This is a genomic window from Micromonospora craniellae (assembly GCF_014764405.1).
GTDB lineage: Bacteria > Actinomycetota > Actinomycetes > Mycobacteriales > Micromonosporaceae > Micromonospora > Micromonospora craniellae.
Map to the genome: position 1 here is coordinate 3,058,291 of NZ_CP061725.1, position 19,815 is coordinate 3,078,105.

A 19,815-nucleotide genomic window follows, 5' to 3' on the forward strand; every position below is an offset into this window, starting at 1 on the left:
TGGGCGTCACCCCGGCCGTCGGGGGCGCGACGTAGGCTCCCCTGCATGCGTATCGGAGCCCACGTCGATCCGACCGACCCGCTGGCGGAGGCGACCGCCCGAACGGCCGACGCCGTGCAGTTCTTCCTCTCCGACCCACAGGGTTGGAAGGCGCCACAACCCCGCGCGGACGCGGATCGGCTACGCGCGGCCGAGGTCGACGTCTACGTGCACGCGCCGTACATCGTCAACGTCGCCACCGGCAACAACCGCATCCGCATCCCGAGCCGGAAACTGCTGCTCGCGCACGCCGAGGCGGCCACCGCGATCGGCGCCAAGGGACTGGTGGTGCACGGCGGCCACGTCAACGCCGGCGCCGATCCGGCCAGCGGCATCGAGAACTGGCGCAAGGCACTGGCGTACGCGGCGGACTCCGGGGGCTTCGGGCTGCCGGTGCTGATCGAGAACACGGCCGGCGGTGAGAACGCCTGCGCCCGTCGACTGGACGCGCTCGCCCGGCTCTGGGACGTCATCGGCGAGTACGAGGTCGGCTTCTGCCTCGACACCTGCCACGCGCACGCGGGCGGGGAGGAACTCCTCGGCCTGGTCGACCGGGTGAAGGCGATCACCGGGCGGATCGACCTGGTACACGCCAACAACTCCAAGGACGCGTTCGACTCGGGCCGGGACCGCCACGACAATCTGCGCGGCGGCACCATCGAACCGGACCTCCTGGTGGCCGTGGTCCGGGCGGCCGATGCCCCGGTCATCGTGGAGACCCCCGGCGGCGCCGAGGGACAGTGCGGCGACATCGCCTTCCTACGTGGACACCTCGCCCCGGAGACGTCGGCGGTATGACCCCGGACCAGTCCGCCACCGGCGGCCCGCAGCCGACCCCGCAGGACACGACTGCGGCCGAACCACCCACGTCCACCGCGCCGACCGAGGCGCCTACCGCCCCTGCCGTCCCGGCGGCCACGGACCCCGACACGCGCGCGACCGGCCCGGACAGCACCGACAGCAGCGGCAAGGGTGCCGCCGTCTCGGAAAGGCCCGCCCCCGCGCGGGGGACCGAGGCCGAGTCGACCGGCACGACCGGCGAAGCGACCGCCGGTAGGGACGCCACCAGCGGTAAGAACACCGGCGACGGAACGAGCACCGGCGAGGACACGAGCGCTGGTGCTAAGGCCAGCCATGGCGCCACCGGCGACGGTGACGGCAAGCCGGACCCGTGGGCCGCCTTCGGGCCGGCTCCCGTGCCGGTACCCACCTGGTACGGGCGGCGCGGTCGCCGCCTCGGCCGGATCGCCATCCACGAGTGGACCCTGGCCGCTCTCGGGTCGCTGGCGCTGGCCGTCCTGATGACGTGGCCGACGCTGCGCTATCCACGGCACACCCTGCCGCAGGACTACTGGGACCCGAGCCTGCAAGCCTGGCAGATGGCCTGGTCGGGGCACATCCTGAAGACCGACCCGGCCCAGCTGTGGCACGCCAACACGTTCTTCCCGGAGCGGTGGAGCTTCGCGTTCTCCGACACCCTGCTCGGGTACGCCCCGGCCGGCATGATCGGGACCGGCCCCGAGCACGCGCTCCTGCGCTACAACATCATGTTCGTGCTGGCCCACGCACTCGCCACGTTCGGCGCGTACGTGCTGGCGCGGCAGCTCGGGGCGAGCCGGATCGGGGCGGCGGTGGCCGGGGTCAGCTACACCTACGCGCCGTGGTTGCTGGCGCAGGCCGGTCACCTGCACGTGGTCTCCAACGGCGGTATCCCGCTGGCGCTGGCCATGCTCGCGCGGGGGCACGGCTGGTCGCTGCGGCACGGCTACCGGCCCGAACGCCGCAACCCCGGTTGGGTGTACGCAGGCTGGCTGGTCGCCGCCTGGCAGTTGAGTCTCGGCTTCGGCATCGGCCTGCCGTTCGCGTACGCCCTCGCCGGCACGGTCGTCGTCGCGGCCGTCATCTGGTACGCGAAGCGGATCTTCTGGCGGGTGAAGCGGCCCTTCGGTCAGCGGCTGCTGACCGCCGACCTGGTCGGGGGTCTGATCTTCGCCGGTGTCGGCATCCTGTTGGCCATCCCGTACTTCACGGTGACCCAGCTGCACCCGCACGCGGAGCGCTCCATCGCCGACATCGCCGTCTTCTCACCTCCGGCGACCGGCTTCGTCACCGCTCCCGGCGAGTCCCGCGTCTGGGGCGAGCTGCACGAGGGCGCTCGGGCGATCCTGACCTGGCACCCGGAGATGACGCTGTTACCCGGCTTCGTGCTGTACGCGTTGGCTGCCGGTGGCCTGTTCTTCTCGATCTGGACGGCCCGCCAACGCGTGCTGCTCCTCCTCGGGGCGCTGGTAACGATGGTGTTGGCGATGGGCACCGAGTTCTTCGGCGGCCGGTTCACCTACGTGCCGCTCTTCGACTACCTGCCCGGCTGGAACGGCATCCGTACGCCGGGGCGGCTGATGATCTGGACCACCCTGTTGCTGGGGCTGCTCGCGGCGGGCGCGGTCAGCGCGTTCGCCGTACGGGTGCGGGAGATCGCCGCCGAGCGCATCCCGTCCTGGCCGAGCCCGTGGCTGCGGTTGGCCACGCTGGTCCCGCTGGTGCTGGTCCTCGCTGAGGGGACGAACACCACCCCACAACCGGTGGTGCCCCCGCAGCCGGCCGCCATGCGTGAGGTCGACGGTCCGCTGCTGGTGCTGCCCAGCAGTCAGAGCCACGACCAGCCGGTGATGCTCTGGTCGACCTCGCGGTTCCAGGAGGTCGTCAACGGCGGCAGCGGCTTCGTGCCTCGTCAACTGGACGACGTCCGCCGGGTGACGATGGCCTTCCCGGACCAGACCAGCGTCGACTACCTGCGCACCCTGGGCGTGCAGAACGTGCTGATCCTGCGGGATCAGGTCGTCGGCACGCCCTGGGAGATCAGCATCGACGCGCCGGTCGACGGGCTCGGCATCACCCGTGAGGAGATCGGCTCGGTCGTCGTCTTCCGTCTCTGAGTCGGCGGTGGCCGTCAGGTGGCGGTGGGGACGGGGGACGGGGCGGAGTCGGTGGCTTTTCGGCGGCTTCGCCATCGGTCCAGCCAGGGCGCGTCGGGTGCATCGTCGAGCAGGCCGCCATCCGGATCGTCCGGGTAGGTGTTGCGGACCACGTCCCGTTCCGGGTTCAGGATCTCCCGGATCACCAGCACGCACAGGACCACCACCGTGGTCAGTCGCAGGCTGGCGGCCAGTACGAAGACGCCCTCCGGGAAGACCGGCCGGCCGGTGGAGGCACCGAGCAGTTGGCCGTAGAACGCGACGAAGTAGCAGACCTCGGCGGCCTGCCAGACGAGGAACGCTCCCCACTTGGGCCGGGCCAGCACCACCAGCGGCAGCAGCCAGAGGACGAACTGCTGCGACCAGACCTTGCTGAAGATCAGGAAGGCAGCGACCACGAGGAAGGCGAGTTGGCCGAGCCGGGGCCGGCGCGGTGCCAACAGCCCGAGCGCGCCGATGCCGAGGCAGGCCAGTCCGAAGAGTACGTACGACAGGTTATTGAGGGTGGGAATGTTGGCGTCGAGCCACTGGAAGGGGCCCATGCTCGCCGGATCGCCGACCTTGCCGTCCAGGTAGCGACCGATGTACCACAGTGTGCCCCAGTCGATCGGGCGCTCGGTGTTGAGTTCGAAGAAGCGCAGCCAGCCGTCCCGGGTGGCTTCCGGGAGGGCCACCGGCAGGTTCACCGCCAGCACGGTGACCACCGCCGCGCCGATCGCCTGGAACGCGGCTCGGAGCCGGGCCGTACGGAAGGCAAGCACCAGGATAGGGCCGAGTATGAACAGTGGCCACATCTTCGCCGCGCCGGCCAGCCCGAGCAGGATCCCGGCCAGGACGGGTCGACTGCGTGCCCAGGCCAGCAGCCCGAACGCGCCCAGTCCGATGGCGAGCAGGTCCCAGTTGACGGTGGCGGTGATCAGCAGTGCGGGGGCCAGGGCGAAAAGTGCCGCGTCCCATGGTCGTCGTCGGCGTAGCGACAGCAGCACCGCCACGGTGGCCACCGCGAGCGCCCCGAGCACGAGCGCATTCAGGTTGTAGAACCACTGCCCCTGGTTGATCTGCGGGTTGCCGTCGCCCACCGCGTGCACGGGCAGTCCGAGTGCCCCCATGAAGTACCCGGTCAGCACCGGGTACTCGACCGGGTGGTCCCGGTAGGGCACGGCACCCTCGTGGAGTCGCTCCGCGTAGTAGAGCGCCAGCACGTCGGTGTAGCAGAAGCGGGTGTACTGCTTGTTGTCCACCCATGCGCCGTCCTGGCAGGGCGACTTCTGCACCCAGTGCAGGGCCAGGGTCAGGCAGGTCAGCGCCAGGACGATGCGTACCGCCGTCCAGAACCGGCGTTCCGCGCCGCTCTGGCGGTCGCGCGCGGTGGCGTGGTCACCGAGCGGACCACCGATCAGCCCGGAGAGACCCCGCACGAAGCCGTCGGAGCGGGACGGGTGGTCGGGGACACCGGGTTCATCGATGCCTGGCGTCGACTGGGTGCTCATGACCGTGCATCCTGCCGTATCAGTTGACCGCGCAGAAGTCGAACCACGGCTACGCCTCCGGATCCTTCGTCGACGGGTACCGATCCACCGGGCCTATGAAAGCCGGGTGGGCGGCCCGAACAGGTTCGGACCGCCCACCACGTCGACCGGACGTCAGTTCCGGGTGCTTCTCGGTGGCAGCAGGCCACCGCCACCACCGCCCGATCTCTCACCGTTGGGCGGCGGATTGAACGGGTTGTTGCCGCCGTTGTTACCACCGCCCGGGCCGTTGTTGCCGCCACCCGGGCCACCGTTGCCGGGGCCGTTGTTGCCGCCACCCAGCAGGCATCGAATGTCCGTCGGGTCGCAGTCGGCCGGGCCCGACGGCGGCGCGGTCGGCGCGGGCGGCGGCGGTTCCTCACCGTTGCCTGCTTTGTCGTCGCCGACGCCGGTCACGTCCGGCAGACCGGCCGGGTCGAAGCCCTTGAGCGCGTCGTCCATGTACCGCTTCCACAGGGCAGCCGGCAAGCCGCTACCGCCGACGTTCTTGCCGTTCTTGTCGACGATGGCCGGCTTCTTCGGGTCCTTGCTGCCGACCCAGACGGCGGTGGCGACGTTCTTGTCGTAGCCGACCATCCAGGCATGCGCGTTCTTGTCGGTGTTGTTGTGCTCCCAGGTACCGGTCTTGCCGGCCGCCTGCCGGCCGTTGCTCAGTCCGGCGTTGCTGCGGCCCGGGATCTCCTTGAGCACGGCGGTCACCTCGTCGGCGACCTCCGACCTGATCACCTGCGTGCCGCCGCCCTTCGTCAGCTTCTCACCGGCGATCTTGTCCCACTTGCCGGTCGCCTTGTTCTGCTTCTCCACCACCCGGACGAAGTGGGCCTTGTTGTACTTGCCGCTGTTGGCGAGCGTGGCCAGTCCGTTCGCGTGGTCGAAGACGGTGATCGGGTACTGCCCGAAGCCGATCACCCGGTCGAACGTCTTCTTGCCGAGTTCCTCCGGCTTCTTCTTGGTCAGGTCGTGCGGTGCCGGCGGGTCGACGGACCAGATGGTCCGGATGCCGGCCCGGCGGGCGATGTCGATGACCTTGTCCTCGCCGACCTGCTCGGCGATGTGGAAGAACGGCACGTTGTACGACAGCACGGTCGACTCCTGCAGCGTGCAGGACTTGTTGCAGTTCTGCCGGACGTCCCGGCCAGCGTTGATGATTTCGTTGGCGTAGCCCTCGGGCTTGAACGGGGTCGCGTCCCAGAGCGACTTGACCGAGATCCCCTCGTCGATCGCCGCCGCCAGCGTGTACACCTTGAACGACGAGCCCGGAGGGTGGCCGCCGACGATGTCGCCGTTGCTGTTGGTGTTCATCCCGGCGTAGTCGAAGTCGGCACCGCTGTTGCCGCCGTAGTAGGCGAGCACCCGCCCGGTCTTCGGGTCGATGGAGACCGCCGCCGCCATCAGGTTCTTCGGCTGCCCGTTGAGCACCGAGCCCTTGCGGTCCGGCCGGGCCGCCGCTTCCAGGGCCTTCTGCATCTTCGGATCGATGGTGGTGGTGATCCGGTAGCCACCCTCACGCAGTTCGGTGACGCAGTTCGGCATGTCCGGCGCGCCGGAGTTGGAGCAGATACCCCATTCCTCCATCTCCTTGCGCACGTAGTTGACCACATTGCCCTGCGGAGTGGCGACGCCGAAGCCGTTGTCCTTCTTGGACTTCTGGACCTTCGGGTACTCGGTCGGCCGCTCGGGCTTGCCGGGAACGCCCAGCCAGCCCTCCGCGACCATGCCGTTGATGACGTACTCCCACCGGGACTTGGCGTCGACCTCGTTGACCTCCGGGTCGTACCCCTGGTGGGTCGCGCTGGCAACGGGCTGCTTGATCAGCGAGGCGAGCACCGCCGCCTGCGCCGGGGTCAGCTTCTCGGCGGTGGTCTTGAAGAACGTCTGTGCCGCCGCCTCGATGCCGTACGCACCTCGACCGAAGTAGATCACGTTGAGGTAGTTCTCCATGATCTGGTCTTTGGTGAAGTTGTCGTTCAGCTTGGAGGCGAGGATCGCCTCCTTCACCTTCCGGCCGTAGCTGTCGTCCTGGAGGTTCTCGTAGGCGTTGCGGGCGTACTGCTGGGTGATGGTCGAGGCGCCCTGTCGGTCACCGCCGGAGAGGTTGTTCCAGGCGGCCCGGGTGATGCCCTTGTAGTCCACGCCGGAGTGCCGGTAGAAGTTGCGGTCCTCGGCCGCCGCGACGGCGTTCCGCACGTGCTCCGGAATCTTGTCGATGGTGACGAAGGTGCGGTTCTCGTTGCCTAGCTTGGCCACGACGCTCTTGCCGTCCTTGGCGTAGACCGTGGTGGAGAGCGGCAGCGGGATCTCCTTGGGCAGCACCACGTTGGTCGAGTAGTACGTGAACCCGACGACGCCGATACCGGCCAGCATGATGAACACCGCGAAGCTGGCGATCATCAGGTTCATCCGCTTGCGCTTGCGGGCCCGGGACGCCGCGACCGGGTCGCGACCCCCGCGACCGGGACCTCCCGGGCCGCCCGGCCCCCCGGGTCCGCCCGGCCCCCCGGGACCGCCGACACTGGCCCGGGCCACCGCTGCCCGGCCACCGGCGACACCCACGGACGCCGAGCCGACGCTCGCCCGGCCGCCCGACGCCGAACCGACGGAGGCACGCCCGGCGGGCCCACCCGGCGCCGGACTCACCGGCACCGAAGCCCGCCCGGACCGACCGGGGGCGGGTGAGACGGGAACCGAGGCGCGGCCGGGTGCGGCCGGCGAGACCGGCACCGAGGCCCGGCCGGGACCGGCGCGACCGACGGAGGCGGAACCGACCGACGCCGAGCCGGCGGCACCGCCACGCGGTGGCACGCTCGCCGACCCGCCGACCGAGGCCCGACCACCGACCGAGGCGCGGGCCGACGGGCCGGACGATTCCGGGCCGCTCGACCAGTTACCTTCGCGCGGTTCACCACCCGGGTAGCGGTACGCGTCGTCCGCCTGCCCCGAGTCGTCCTGGCCCGGTATCCGGGCCCGACCGCGCGAGGAGCTGGGATCGCCGTACGAATTCATTCCTCACACCCTGCCGTCGCGGTGGGGCGCACTCGCACCGCCACCGGTTTGCCGTGAGTTGAGGCACCCGCCACTGGGGCACGGGGGTGCCGCCACGCTGATGCCACATCCGAATCAATCGGACTATTCAGACCTACAAGCCGTCGGTCGCCCCGATCGCGTGCAGTACGGCCGGGGCCGGCCGATCGAGCTCGAATCACCGTTGCGCCTCTCGCCTTCGCCGGGCACCTGCTCCACTGGCGGCGGCCACTCCACCCGGCGTCTCCTGCTCCGACTCGCCACCGGTCAACCCGTCCCGCCCGAGCAGGTACTGCTCGACGAGATGGTTCCAGTCACAGCCGAGACACACCTCCACCACGAAGACCTGGAACTCACGCAGCGTCATCGCCAGCACGGACAACTCTGTCACCGTACGGGCCTGGCCGGCAGACTGCTTGAGCTCGTCACCATAAATGTAGTGGACGTGCGTGAGGTTCTCGCTCCGGCAGATCGGGCAACGCTGGTCGGTGGACTCGCCGTGAAAGCGAGCGGCGTTCTTCAGGTAGGGAGACGCGTCGCACAGGTCATAGGTGCCGACGCGACCGGCGAGGAGTTCACGCAGCAGCGCTCGCTTCCGGAGCGAGTAGTCGACGACCTGGCGCTGCGTACGCATGCGGCAAAGGGTACGCGGTCTCGTCTGACGGGGCGACCACCGTGACGATCCGTGATGTGGGGACCCCGGAGCGAGGAGTTTGCCCGCCGGGGCGTGAGACGCTACGGTTCGATGTATCGGCCCGATACATCGCGGCGGTTGGCGCTCCACGCACAGGATAAGGGAAGGGTGGCCGTGCTCGAACTCGCCATCCTCGGCCTGTTGCAGGAGGCCCCGATGCACGGCTACGAGCTCCGCAAGGAGCTCACCGCCAAGCTCGGGGCGATCCGAGCTGCGATCAGCTACGGCTCGCTCTACCCGACCCTGCGCCGGCTGCAGGCGGCAGGGTGGATCGCCGAAGCCGCCGAGACACCCGCCACCGCCGAGGAGGTTCCCGCGCTGACCAGCCGACGAGGTCGGGTGGTCTACACCATCACCGCGGAAGGAAAAGAACGCTTCGCCCAGCTCATCGCACAGACCGGGCCGGAGACCTACGGCGACACCGGTTTTGGTGTGCACTTCGCGTTCTTCTCCCGAACCGACCGGGCGACCCGACTCCGAATCCTGGAAGGTCGGCGCCGCACGATCGAGGAACGTCGCGAGGGCCTACGCGACATGCTGGGCCGGGCGGCCGAGCGCCTCGACGCGTACACCCTGGAGCTGCAACGCCACGGCCTGGAGGCTTGTGAGCGTGAGGTCCGGTGGCTGGAGGAGCTCATCGCCAACGAGCGCTCCGGCCGTGCCCCGACGGTCCCGCAGGACGGGACGGCCGGTGGCCGACGAGAAGACAACAGCCCGCCTCCGCCTGGAGAGACCAGGACAGAGCGGCCGTGACCAAGAAGAAGGAGGCACACGCGATGGGCTCCGTCCGCGTCGCCATCGTCGGTGTGGGTAACTGCGCCTCGTCCCTCGTGCAGGGCGTCGAGTACTACCGGAACGCCGACCCGAACGACCGCGTCCCGGGTCTCATGCACGTCACCTTCGGCGACTACCACGTCTCTGACGTGCAGTTCGTCGCGGCGTTCGATGTCGACGCCAAGAAGGTGGGCATGGACCTCGCGGAGGCGATCGTCGCCAGCGAGAACAACACCATCAAGCTCTGCGACGTGCCGCCGACCGGTATCACCGTGCAGCGTGGCCCGACCTTCGACGGCCTCGGGCAGTACTACCGCGAGATCATCAAGGAGTCGGACCTTGAGCCGATCGACGTGGTCAAGGCGCTGCGCGACGCGCAGGTCGACGTCGTCGTCTCCTACCTGCCGGTGGGCTCGGAGCAGGCCGACAAGTTCTACGCCCAGGCCGCCATCGACGCCGGCTGCGCGTTCGTGAACGCCCTGCCGGTCTTCATCGCCTCCGACCCGGAGTGGGCGCAGAAGTTCACCGACGCCGGCCTGCCGATCGTCGGTGACGACATCAAGAGCCAGGTCGGCGCGACCATCGTGCACCGGGCCCTCGCGAAGCTCTTCGAGGACCGGGGCGTCGAGCTGCTGCGCACGTACCAGCTCAACTTCGGCGGCAACATGGACTTCATGAACATGCTGGAGCGCAACCGCCTGGTGTCGAAGAAGATCTCGAAGACCCAGTCGGTGACCTCCCAGGTGCCGCACGAGATGGCCAAGAGCGACGTACACATCGGCCCGTCCGACCACGTGCCGTGGCTGGACGACCGCAAGTGGGCGTACATCCGCCTGGAGGGTCGCTCGTTCGGTGACACCCCGCTCAACGCCGAGCTCAAGCTTGAGGTGTGGGACTCGCCGAACTCGGCCGGCGTCATCATCGACGCCGTCCGGGCCGCGAAGATCGCTTTGGACCGCAAGATCGGCGGCCCGATCCTGTCGGCCTCGTCGTACTTCATGAAGTCCCCGCCCGTGCAGTACGCCGACCACGAGGCGCACGCCGCCGTCGAGGGTTTCATCACCGGCGAGGTCGAGCGCTGACGCGCTGACCACCAGCACCGTCGAGGGCCGGGCCCGGATGGGCCCGGCCCTCGCGTCGTCCCCAGCCCTGACCTCTTCCGGTACGGCGTCAGCCGCAGCGCAAGCCGCTGCATCGAGTCGACCCCGCCGCTGACCACCACCCACTCGGCACTACTTGCCAGTCTCGTCTGTGGTCAGTCGATCGAGCAGGTCTCGCCGGCTTGCTCCGGTGTTCATCCCAAGGGCAGCCAGGAAGCCACGCTCCACGAGCCGGCGAGCAGGACACGGGAACGGGGCGCCACACGTACAGCGGCCATCGTCGGCGAGCTGGTGGCAGCGGTGCAGCCGGTGACTCAGGCCGCCAGACGGTCGGCGACACGCACTCCGCTGGCGGCTCGTCCGGCGGATCCTCGGGGTCGAAGCTCAGCCGCATCACCCCACCGCCGACCCGAACCGCCACTGCCAGGCCCAGGTGAGCAGTGGGGCCGACCGCGACCGGCCCCGCCGGTGCGGAGCGAGCCAGCGCCGCAACACGTCACGACGCCGCGCCGGCAGCACCGGATCGAGCACCGGCAGGCCCAGCTCAACCAGCCGGTTCGCCGCCGCGTTGGCGGGCCGGCAGGGTCCGGCGACCAGGCACACCCGGCACAGTCCGCAATCATGGTCGGGGATGTGCGCGGCGATGATCTCGTATGCAGTGCGACTCTCCGACCTCGCCCGACTCTCGATCCGACTTTCCGTGATCATCGACGAGGGTGCGCTGCGCCGGATGGTCGGCGGTCCCGAGGTGATGCGGGCACAACTTGTCCACCTCCGCACGCTGGCTGCCTGGTCGGATGTCGAGATCATGGTCCTGCCGCTCGCCGCAGGTGCCCATGCCAGCCCGAACGGCTCGTTCGATGTCTTCAGGATGCGTCGGCCGTATCCACCCGCCGGCTGCATCTCCACGGTCGTCGGGACCGTCGTGGTCGAAGGAGAGAAGGCCGCTTCGCTGCACCAGCGCTACGATCGTCTACGCCGGGCGGCGCTGCGCAACGGTGCCGTGCAGCGAGTCCTCTTCGATCTGGAAGCGCGTCTGGAGTGAGCACATGGCATCCGCCGACCGACCCACCAGCACCGGGCTGCCGGTGGCCTGGCACGTCAGCACCCGCAGCGGCAACGGCGACGGCAACTGCGTCGAGGCCGGGCCGGTGCTCGACGGCAACGATCGGTTCGCCGTACGCGACTCCAAGGATCGTTCCGGCTCGGTCCTCTTCTACCCTGCCGCAGATTGGGTCAACTTCGTCGCCGGTCTGCGCGCCGGCAGCTTCGACCCGCCCTCCTGAGCGGGCGCTGCCTTCTCGGTCGGCACGACCGATTCCGCCATTCGACGCGGGACCCGCGAGATCTTGGACAGTTCCCGTTCCTGCGTAACGGAAACTGTCCAACATTCATGTTGCCCGGCGGTCAGGACCAGGCGCGCTGCAGGGCGACGCGTGCCTCCAGCTCCAGCAGCTTGACCTTGCGGTCCAGACCGCCGCCGAAGCCGACCAGCTTGCCGCCGGCACCGATGATCCGGTGACACGGCACGATGACCGGGATCGGGTTGCGGTTGCACGCCACCCCGACCGCGCGGGCGGCACCGGGATCCCCGAGCCGCCGGGCCACCTCGCCGTAGGTCAGCGTCTCGCCGTACGGAATGAGGGTCATCTCCCGCCACACCGCCCGCTCGAACTCGGACCCGCGCGGCACCGTCACCGACACGCCGAACTCGGTCGACTCACCGGCGAAGTACGCGCGCAGCTCCGCCACCGCCCGCTCGGACACCTCGTCGACCGGTTCCCTCGGCGCGCCCGCCACCGCCGCGAAGTGCGTCCCGCACACGCTGTCACCCTCGGTGGCCACGGAGAAGTCCCCGATCGGCGAGTCCAGCACGGTCCAACGCATCCCACCATTGTCCCCCCCAACGGCCGGTGCCCGCCGAAGCGTCCCCGGTCGGGGTGCTCCGGCGGGCGCCGGGTGGTACGAGAGGTCAGGCGACGGCGAAGAAGAACCTCTCGCCGTTGCCGAGGCCGAGGTCGGCCCTGTTCCAGTTGATGTTCCTGTTCGAGATCAACTGCTTGTTGCCGGCCTTGCCGGCGGAGACCGCCTGATGATCCTGGGCGCCCAGGAAGATCGTGCCGTCCGGGTTGTACTCCAGGAAGTCGAACGTCTGCCAGGTACCCGTCGACTTGCTGTTGGCGATCAGCGGCTTGGTGCCCTTGCTCGCCGCGATCACGTACCGGGTGTTGGCCAGGGCCTTGAGATAGAAGAAGCCGTTACTCCGGTTGACCATCTGGAACTTGGCCGACTTGGTGACCGACTTGCTGGTGGCGATCAGCGGCTTGCTGCCGGCCACAACGTACCTGTTGCTCGCCTTCGACTTGATGCTGACCACCGGTGCCGGCGCGTCGAAGGTGAACTTCTCCGAGGTGCCGACGGTGGTCTTGCTCGCCTTCAGCGACGACTTGCCGGACTTCGGCGCGGTGACGTACTTGCCGTTGGCCCTGGCCTTGAGGCTGACCGAGCCGTCGGTGTGGTTCACGATCGTGAACTTGGCCGCCGTGACGATCGTCTTGTGGCTGGCGATCAGCGGCTTGGTGCCCTTGCTCGGCGCGACCACGTACCGGCCGGTGCTCTTGGAACGCAGCGCGACCAGCCCGCTGCCGGCGTTGACGACGTCGTACCGCTGCGCGGTGCCCAGGCTCGACCCGTTGTTGACCAGTGCCTTCCTGGTGCTGGCCGCGGTGACGAACTTGCCGTTGGAACGGGCCTTCAGGCCGTACGACTTCCGGGTCGGGGTGACCGAGCCGACGGTGAGCAGCCGGTCCATCGAGCCCTTCGGGTCGTAGACAGCGCCGGCGATGCCGGTGGTGACGATCCGGTCGCGGACCTGGTTCGGCTTCCACGTCGGGTTGGCGTGCAGCAGCAGAGCCGCGGCACCCGCCACGTGCGGGGCGGCCATCGAGGTGCCGTTCATCCCGACGCTGCCGGTGTTGTTGTCGTGCCGGGCCGAGACGATGCTGACGCCGGGGGCGAACACGTCGAGGCACTTGCCGTAGTTCGAGAACCACGCGCGCATGTCGATCCGGTCGGTGGCACCCACGGTGATGGCGTCCGGCACCCGGGCCGGCGACACCTTGCAGGCGTCCTGCGACTCGTTGCCGGCCGCGATCGCGTAGGTGACGCCCGAGTTGACGGACTTCTGCACGGCCGCGTCGATCGCCGCTGACACGCCGCCACCGAGGCTCATGTTGGCCACGGCCGGCTTCTGCGCGTTCTCGGTGACCCAGTTGATGCCGGCGATGACACTGTCGGTGGTGCCGGAACCGTTGCAGTCGAGCACCCGTACGCCGACGAGCTTGACCTGCTTGGCCACGCCGTACCTGGTGCCGCCGACAGTGCCGGCCACGTGCGTGCCGTGGCCGTCGCAGTCACCGTTCGCGGCGGGCACCACCGGCTCGGTGGGCTCCGGATCCGGCCCGGGGTCGGCGGGCGGCGGGGCGAAGGCGTCGAACCCGATGCTGGCCCGGCCGCCGAAGTCCTGGTGCTTGGTGTTGATGCCGGTGTCCAGGATGTACGCGGTGACCTTGCTGCCGGTGTTCGGGTACTTGAAGCTCTTGTTCAGCTTCGCGGACGCCTGGTCGAGCCGGTCGAGTCCCCAGGACGGCGGGGTGCTCTGGGTGCCGCTGGCCGACAGCCGGCGGACCGGCTCCACGTAGGCCACGGCCGGGTGACCCGCCACCTTGTCGGCCTGCTGCTTGCTCATCGAGGCCGAGTAACCGCTCAGGGCCTTGTCGAACACCTGCCGGACGCTGCCTCCGTTGGCCCGGGCGAGCGCGGCGGCGGTGGCCCGGACCGAGGTGTAGGTGGCCCGCTGGTCCTTGAGCACGACGATGTAGCGGCCCGGCACGATGTCGGTGCCCTCGGTGCCCCGCACCTCGGCCCGCACGGGCTCGGGGGGAGGGGCCGCCAGCGCGGCCTGGCCGGTGGCGACGGTGATGATGGAGGAGGCGGTCGCGAGGGCGAGCCCGGCCGCCGCCGAGCGGCGCAGTACGCCACGGCGTTTCACTAAATGATCTCCCCGTAGTGTCGACCGTGCCGATCGGCAGGTCGGACGGACAGCGGAACGTCTCGCTTCGGCAGAGGAAACAGCGAGCGAAGAGACGTGCCAACATCATGTCCGACCGACGCAACGACCTGTCTCCACCTTTCGGTCGAAACGTCGGCGTTTCGTCGTAGCGTCCGTCCCGACGGGACGTGCCACGATGGACGTCAGGTCACGCGGCGTGCTGTCCCGGCTGTGGCGGGACGAGGGCGGTCAGCCGACGATGCCCTCCGCACGGGCCCAGCGCAGCAGCTCGGCCTCGGCGGTGTCGCGGTCCAGCGGCCCCTTTTCCAGACGCAGGTCCTTGAGGTGCTTCCACGCGCGCCCGACGATCGGCCCCGGTGGCACGCCGAGCAGCTCCATGATCGCGTTGCCGTCGAGATCGGGCCGGACCCGGGCCAGGTCCTCCTCGGCCTCGATCCGGGCGATCCGTTCCTCCAACGCGTCGTAGTCGGCGGCGAGCTGCGCGGCCTTGCGCCGGTTGCGGGTGGTGCAGTCGGACCGGGTCAGCTTGTGCAGCCGGGACAACAGGTCACCGGCGTCGGTCACGTACCGCCGTACCGCCGAGTCCGTCCACTCGCCCCGGCCGTAGCCGTAGAAGCGCAGGTGCAGCGCGACCAACGCGGTGACCTTGGCGGTGACGTCCTTCGGGTAGCGCAGCGCCTTCATCCGTGCCTTGGTCATCCGGGCGCCGACCACCTCGTGGTGGTGGAAGCTGACCCGCCCGTCCGAGCCGACCGACTTGGTGGCCGGCTTGCCGACGTCGTGCATCAGCGCGGCCATCCGCAGAATGAAGTCCGGCCCGTCCTGCTCGTACGAGATCGCGTTGCGTACCACCGTGAGGGTGTGCTCGTAGACGTCCTTGTGCTGTGCGTGCTCGTCGATCTCCAGCTTGAGCCCGGTCAGCTCCGGCAGGAAGCGCTCGGCCAGCCCGGTGTCGACCAGCAGCCGCAGCCCGGTGATCGGGTCGGCGCCGGTGAGCAGCTTGGTGAACTCGTCGCGGATCCGCTCGGCGGTGATCCGGTCCAGGTCGGCCGCCATCCGGCTCATCGCCGCGTACGCGTCCGGGTGGACCGCGAACCGGAGCTGCGCGGCGAACCGGGCGGCCCGCAGCATCCGCAGCGGGTCGTCGCCGAACGACTCGGCGGGCGTGCCAGGAGTACGCACCACTTTCGCGGCCAGGTCGGCCAGCCCGCCGTACGGGTCGGTGAACCGGTGCTCAGGCAGGCTCACCGCCATCGCGTTGACGGTGAAGTCCCGCCGTCGCAGGTCCTCGGCCAGGCTGGTGCCGTACTCGACGACCGGGTTGCGGCTGACCTGGTCGTACGACTCGGCGCGGAAGGTGGTGATCTCCAGCCGCAGGCCGTCGCGCTGGCAGCCGATCGTGCCGAACTCCCGGCCGGTCTCCCAGATCGCCTCGGCCCAGCCACGGACGACGGCGAGCGTCTGGTCCGGGTGGGCGTCGGTGCAGAAATCGAGGTCCTCACCGAGTCGGCCGAGCAGGGCGTCGCGTACCGAACCGCCCACGAGGTGCAGTTCGTGGCCGGCGGCGGCGAACCGGCGACCCAACTCGTCGGCGACCGGGGAGACCCGGAGGAGTTCGGCGACGGCGTTGCGCTGCGCGGCGGTGAGTTCGCGGCGGTCGGTGGTGTGGGATGCGGCGGCTTCGGACATGGGACCAGCAGCCTATCGGTCCCGATCGGCATCTCCTCCGCCGGGCGCGGGTAACGGGCCGGGGTTGACTAAGGTCTGTGGCGTGCGGGCCGGTACGGCTCCGGCGTACCCCTGGGAGGCACAGCATGAGCGGCGGGCTCTACCGCAGCGCGAACGCCGCGCAGGGCGGCGCGCCCGGCGGGCGGCCGGGCGACGGCGCCACGTTCATCTCCGCCGACCCGCTGAACCAGCCGGCCGCCGAGTCGGTCGCGCCACCTCAGGAACAGGTCGCCGAGACCAGCGCCGCGACCGACAGCGCGGTCATGGCGATCGGCAGCCTGGTCAGCCGGGGTACGGGTTTCATCCGGAATCTCATGATCGGTGCGGCCCTCGGCAACCTGGTCGGCAACGCGTTCACGACCGCCATCTTCCTGCCCCAGCAGGTGTACGAGTTCCTCCTCGGCGGCATCTTGACCAGCGTGCTGATCCCGGTGCTGGTCCGCCGGCGCAAAGCCGACCCAGACCAGGGACAGGCGTACACCCAGCGACTGTTGACCTTGGCAGTGATCACGCTCGCCGTAGCCGCGCTGATCGCGGCGGTCGCCGCACCGTTGATCACGAGCATCTACGCCAGCGGCAAGGACGCCGACTACACGGGCCTCGTCACCAAGCTCTCGTACCTGATGCTGCCGATGCTGTTCTTCACCGGCATCAGCGCGCTGATCGCGGCCGTGCTGAACACTCGGGGCCACTTCGCCGCACCGATGTGGGCGCCCATCCTGAACAATCTGGTCGCCATCTCCACCTTCGGCCTCTACATCCTCTTCTTCGGTGCCCAGGCCCGGCAGCCCGGGGAGGTGGGGCTGAACCAGATCTTTCTGATCGGCGGGGGAACCCTGCTCGGCGTGGCGGTGCAGGCCGCTGGCCTGCTTCCGGCGCTACGCAAGGTCGGCTTCCGGTGGAAGTTGAGGTTCGACTTCCGGTCACTCGGGCTGGGCGAGTTGGGCAAGCTCGGCGGCTGGATGTTCTGCTATGTGGCGGTCAACCAGCTCGGCCTCTTCGTGGTGGTCAACCTGCTCAACCGGGCCGCTGGCGAGGACAACGCCGGTCTGCTGATCTACAACAACGTGTTCCTGTTGCTGATGATGGCGCACGGCATCATCGCCGTCTCGATCATCACGGCGCTGATGCCGCGGATGAGCGCCGCCGCAGCCGACGCCCGGTTCGGCGATTTCACCAAGGATCTGAGCCGGGGCACCCGGATGGTCACGGCCGTTCTCGCGCCGATCGGAGTCTGCTACGCCGTGCTGGCCGCACCGATTTCGGTGCTGGTGTTCCGGTACGGTGCTTTCACCGAAGACAACGCGTCGGCCACGTCGACCGTGCTGCTGGTAGCCGCGATCGGACTGGTCCCGTTCGCGATCAGCCAGCTGTTCACGTTCGCCTTCTACGCGCTGCCGGACACCCGCACCCCGGCACTGATCAACATCCCGGTGGTAACCCTCCGCGTCATCGTGCAGATTCTGCTCTTCCTCGCCTTCTCGGCGAGCTTCGCGGGTGCCGGGATGATGATCGGCAACACCGTCTCCTACCTGGCCGCCGCCATCATCTCCGCCTGGCTGCTGCGGCCCCGGGTGGGTCGCATCGGGCTGGGCGCCATCCTGCGGACCCTCGGCCGGGTGGCGGTCGCCGCGGTGGGAGCGGCGGCGGTCGGCCTGCTGGTGGTCGCCCTGCTGCCCGGGGACGACACGCCGACCCGGCCGGAGGCGATCGTGCAGCTCGTGGTGGGTGGCGCGGTGATCGGCGGTACGTACCTCGGGCTGGCCACGGTCCTGCGGATCTCCGAGATCACCGAGGTGGTCGGCATGGTCCGCCGCCGCCTCGGGCGCTGATCATCGACGATCATGCCGGTGCACTCAGCGTGATCGGGGATCACCGGGCTGGGGATGCACCTGTGGATAACTCCGCGAGTCGCCGCTCACCTACCGGATCGGCCTGTGGATAACCAACTGGAAGGCCGAGCATGGTAAGCCGTTCGACGGGAACCCCGCTGCTGTCGCACCCGCTACCGCCCCTGCGACAGCCGATTCCGGACGACCTCTAGATTGGCTAGTACACGTGCCAGCAACATGGCTGACAGCGGTCGCAACGGGACGAGTCCGCCTGACTGCGAACTCCCCGGTCGGCGACGGCGGGAAGTTGACATGTCGGGGAGCGGGCCAACCCAGGTAAGGTCGCTCTCGACGGGTACGGCAGGAACCGGCGCGCGTGACGTCGCGGGACCGGTCCGTCCGGGCCACACGAAGGCGGAGCGGGAAGTCAGATGCCCAGCAGCGCGGGTCCATCGATCGGCACGATCACCGAGGGAGGACGGGTGACCCAGGTCGGCGAGGGTCAGGACGCGGACGAGACCACTCCGCCGGTCATGACCTTCGGTGCTCCGACGGCCGGTGAGATCCTCGCCGAGCGGTACGAACTGGTCGAGCACATCAACAACGACAGCGCCGGCCGGTTGGTCTGGCGTGGGGTCGACGTCGTGCTCCGCCGCCCCGTCGCGGTCGTCATGCGCTACCCGGGCGGCACGTCCGCCACCGAGATGCTCCAGGCCGCAGTCGCCGCGAGCCGGGTCATCCACCCCAACCTGACCGGTGTCTACGACGCCATCGACGAGGCTGATCGGGCCTACGTGGTGCGCGAGTGGGTCGACGGGCGATCGCTGCGGGAACTTGTCGCGGACGGGCCGCTGGACGGTGCCCGGGCCACCGCCGTCGGCAGCGCGGTCGCCAGCGCGCTGGCCGCCGTGCACGCCACCGGCATGGTGCACGGCAACGTGCACCCGGGCACGGTGATGATCAGCGACGACGGCCGTGTGGTGCTGGCGGACGCGCGGACCGACGGCGACGACAGCCAGGAGAGCGACGTCCGCGCGGTCGGTGGTCTCCTCTACTACGCGCTGACCGGCTACTGGCCGCACACCGAGGCACCGCTGCGGGGCGCCACCGCCGGGCACGGTCGGGCGGCCATCCCCGACGCGGTACGCGACGCCAACGGCGTGGTGGCGGCTCCCCGTCAGGTACGGGCCGGGGTTCCGGCCTACCTCGACGACCTCACCACGGACCTGCTCGACGGCGGGATCGCCCCGCCCTCGTCGGACGTGCTGGCCGCCGAACTGGCCCGGCTGGACGTACCCGCCGAGGACGACTACCTCGACAACAGCGGCCCGCTGCGCTTCGCCGCCGAGTCCGGTGACGAGCCCTCGCCGCTGGCCGCCGCAGGTGGTCGGAAGGTCGCCCTGGGCATCGCCGGTGTACTGGTGGTGGCCCTGGTGGGGCTACTCGTCGGGATCAGCGCTCTCGGCGGCGACGACGAGAGCCCACGGACCGACCCGGTCGCCGCGCCCACGTCCAGTGCCCCGGTCAGCGAGGAACCGCCACCGCCCGCCCGGGATCTCCAGATCAGCGCCGCCCGGATCATCGACCCGGACAGCGGCAACCGCTCCGAGGTCCGCGACGCCGAGAAGGTCTTCGACGGGGACCGGGACGAGGGCTGGTCGACCGAGACGTACAACCGGAGCAATTTCGGCAATCTCAAGGAGGGCATGGGGGTCTGGATCGACCTCGGCACCGAGCGGACGGTCAAGTCGGTGCAGGTCCACCTCTCCAGCACCGGCGCCTCCGCACAGCTGCTCACCGGCACCATCGACGCACCCTCGTCCAGTGCCGGTGACCGCCAGGTCGTGGACGCGTACAAACCCGGCGTGATCGGGCAGCCCTTCGAGGAGCACGACGGCACCACGATGACCTTCAACGGCTTCGACGCCGACCAGAAGTACCGGTACCTCATGTTCTGGATCACCGAACTGCCCTCGAACAACGGTGGCTTCAAGCTCGGCGTCCAGGAGATCACGGTCCAGGGGTCATGATCTGGTCTCCACCGGAGCGGC

Annotated in this window: 14 protein-coding genes and 2 pseudogenes; 8 read left to right on the plus strand and 8 right to left on the minus strand. The window is 69.5% G+C overall.

Annotation, left to right across the window (positions count from 1 at the left end):
• The first annotated feature begins 45 nt into the window (after positions 1-45).
• The gene (locus ID554_RS13635) at positions 46-837 is read left to right on the plus strand and encodes a deoxyribonuclease IV (protein WP_117228244.1); all 792 of its coding nucleotides are present in this window, start codon (positions 46-48) and stop codon (positions 835-837) included.
• Complete coding sequence (locus ID554_RS13640; RefSeq protein ID WP_117228243.1) at positions 834-2,975, plus strand: hypothetical protein; 2,142 nt, start codon at positions 834-836, stop codon at positions 2,973-2,975. Before ID554_RS13635 ends, ID554_RS13640 begins: the two co-directional genes overlap by 4 nt.
• Before the next feature lie 14 nt (positions 2,976-2,989).
• On the opposite strand, the gene ID554_RS13645 is transcribed toward ID554_RS13640, so the two are convergent.
• From ID554_RS13645 to ID554_RS13655, 3 genes are all read right to left on the minus strand, one after another.
• A complete protein-coding gene (locus ID554_RS13645; protein WP_117228242.1) occupies positions 2,990-4,504 on the minus strand; it encodes a glycosyltransferase family 87 protein in 1,515 nt (504 codons plus the stop codon).
• A gap of 153 nt (positions 4,505-4,657) precedes the next feature.
• A complete protein-coding gene (locus ID554_RS13650) occupies positions 4,658-7,546 on the minus strand; it encodes a transglycosylase domain-containing protein (RefSeq protein ID WP_117228241.1) in 2,889 nt (962 codons plus the stop codon).
• A gap of 196 nt (positions 7,547-7,742) precedes the next feature.
• Positions 7,743-8,198, minus strand: a complete 456-nt coding sequence (locus ID554_RS13655) for a DUF5318 domain-containing protein (RefSeq protein WP_117228240.1) — start codon at positions 8,196-8,198, stop codon at positions 7,743-7,745.
• Between the two features lie 174 nt (positions 8,199-8,372).
• Here ID554_RS13655 and ID554_RS13660 point away from each other — a divergent pair, with 174 nt between their 5' ends.
• Both ID554_RS13660 and ID554_RS13665 read left to right on the plus strand, forming a co-directional pair.
• Entirely contained in the window at positions 8,373-9,011 is a 639-nt protein-coding gene (locus ID554_RS13660; protein WP_117228328.1) for a PadR family transcriptional regulator, read from the plus strand.
• Positions 9,012-9,034: 23 nt separating this feature from the next.
• The gene (locus ID554_RS13665; RefSeq protein ID WP_117228327.1) at positions 9,035-10,114 is read left to right on the plus strand and encodes an inositol-3-phosphate synthase; all 1,080 of its coding nucleotides are present in this window, start codon (positions 9,035-9,037) and stop codon (positions 10,112-10,114) included.
• A gap of 150 nt (positions 10,115-10,264) precedes the next feature.
• Here the strand turns inward: ID554_RS13665 and ID554_RS32765 are convergent.
• Positions 10,265-10,526, minus strand: a pseudogene (locus ID554_RS32765) (hypothetical protein).
• Positions 10,526-10,840 (minus strand): hypothetical protein, encoded by a 315-nt coding sequence (locus tag ID554_RS13670; RefSeq protein WP_117228239.1) that lies wholly within the window; start codon positions 10,838-10,840, stop codon positions 10,526-10,528. Before ID554_RS13670 ends, ID554_RS32765 begins: the two are co-directional and overlap by 1 nt.
• Here ID554_RS13670 and ID554_RS13675 point away from each other — a divergent pair.
• Positions 10,827-11,177: pseudogene (locus tag ID554_RS13675) on the plus strand (Scr1 family TA system antitoxin-like transcriptional regulator); the annotation flags it as partial. The gene ID554_RS13670 and the pseudogene ID554_RS13675 sit on opposite strands and share 14 nt — an antisense overlap.
• 4 nt (positions 11,178-11,181) lie before the next feature.
• On the plus strand, positions 11,182-11,418 hold the full coding sequence (locus tag ID554_RS13680; RefSeq protein WP_117228237.1) for a DUF397 domain-containing protein: 237 nt from the start codon (positions 11,182-11,184) through the stop codon (positions 11,416-11,418).
• A 121-nt stretch (positions 11,419-11,539) separates the two neighbouring features.
• Here ID554_RS13680 and ID554_RS13685 read toward each other — a convergent pair whose 3' ends face one another.
• The 3 genes from ID554_RS13685 to ID554_RS13695 all read right to left on the minus strand — a co-directional run bounded on the left by ID554_RS13685 (position 11,540) and on the right by ID554_RS13695 (position 15,893).
• Complete coding sequence (locus ID554_RS13685; RefSeq protein WP_117228236.1) at positions 11,540-12,019, minus strand: methylated-DNA--[protein]-cysteine S-methyltransferase; 480 nt, start codon at positions 12,017-12,019, stop codon at positions 11,540-11,542.
• A gap of 85 nt (positions 12,020-12,104) precedes the next feature.
• Complete coding sequence (locus tag ID554_RS13690) at positions 12,105-14,183, minus strand: S8 family serine peptidase (protein ID WP_117228235.1); 2,079 nt, start codon at positions 14,181-14,183, stop codon at positions 12,105-12,107.
• A gap of 249 nt (positions 14,184-14,432) precedes the next feature.
• A complete protein-coding gene (locus ID554_RS13695) occupies positions 14,433-15,893 on the minus strand; it encodes a CCA tRNA nucleotidyltransferase (protein WP_117228234.1) in 1,461 nt (486 codons plus the stop codon).
• Between the two features lie 125 nt (positions 15,894-16,018).
• Between ID554_RS13695 and murJ the strand changes: the two genes are divergently transcribed.
• Both murJ and ID554_RS13705 read left to right on the plus strand, forming a co-directional pair.
• A complete protein-coding gene (gene murJ / locus ID554_RS13700) occupies positions 16,019-17,764 on the plus strand; it encodes a murein biosynthesis integral membrane protein MurJ (protein WP_117228233.1) in 1,746 nt (581 codons plus the stop codon).
• 431 nt (positions 17,765-18,195) lie between these two features.
• On the plus strand, positions 18,196-19,794 hold the full coding sequence (locus ID554_RS13705) for a protein kinase family protein (RefSeq protein WP_117228232.1): 1,599 nt from the start codon (positions 18,196-18,198) through the stop codon (positions 19,792-19,794).
• Positions 19,795-19,815 lie beyond the last annotated feature (21 nt).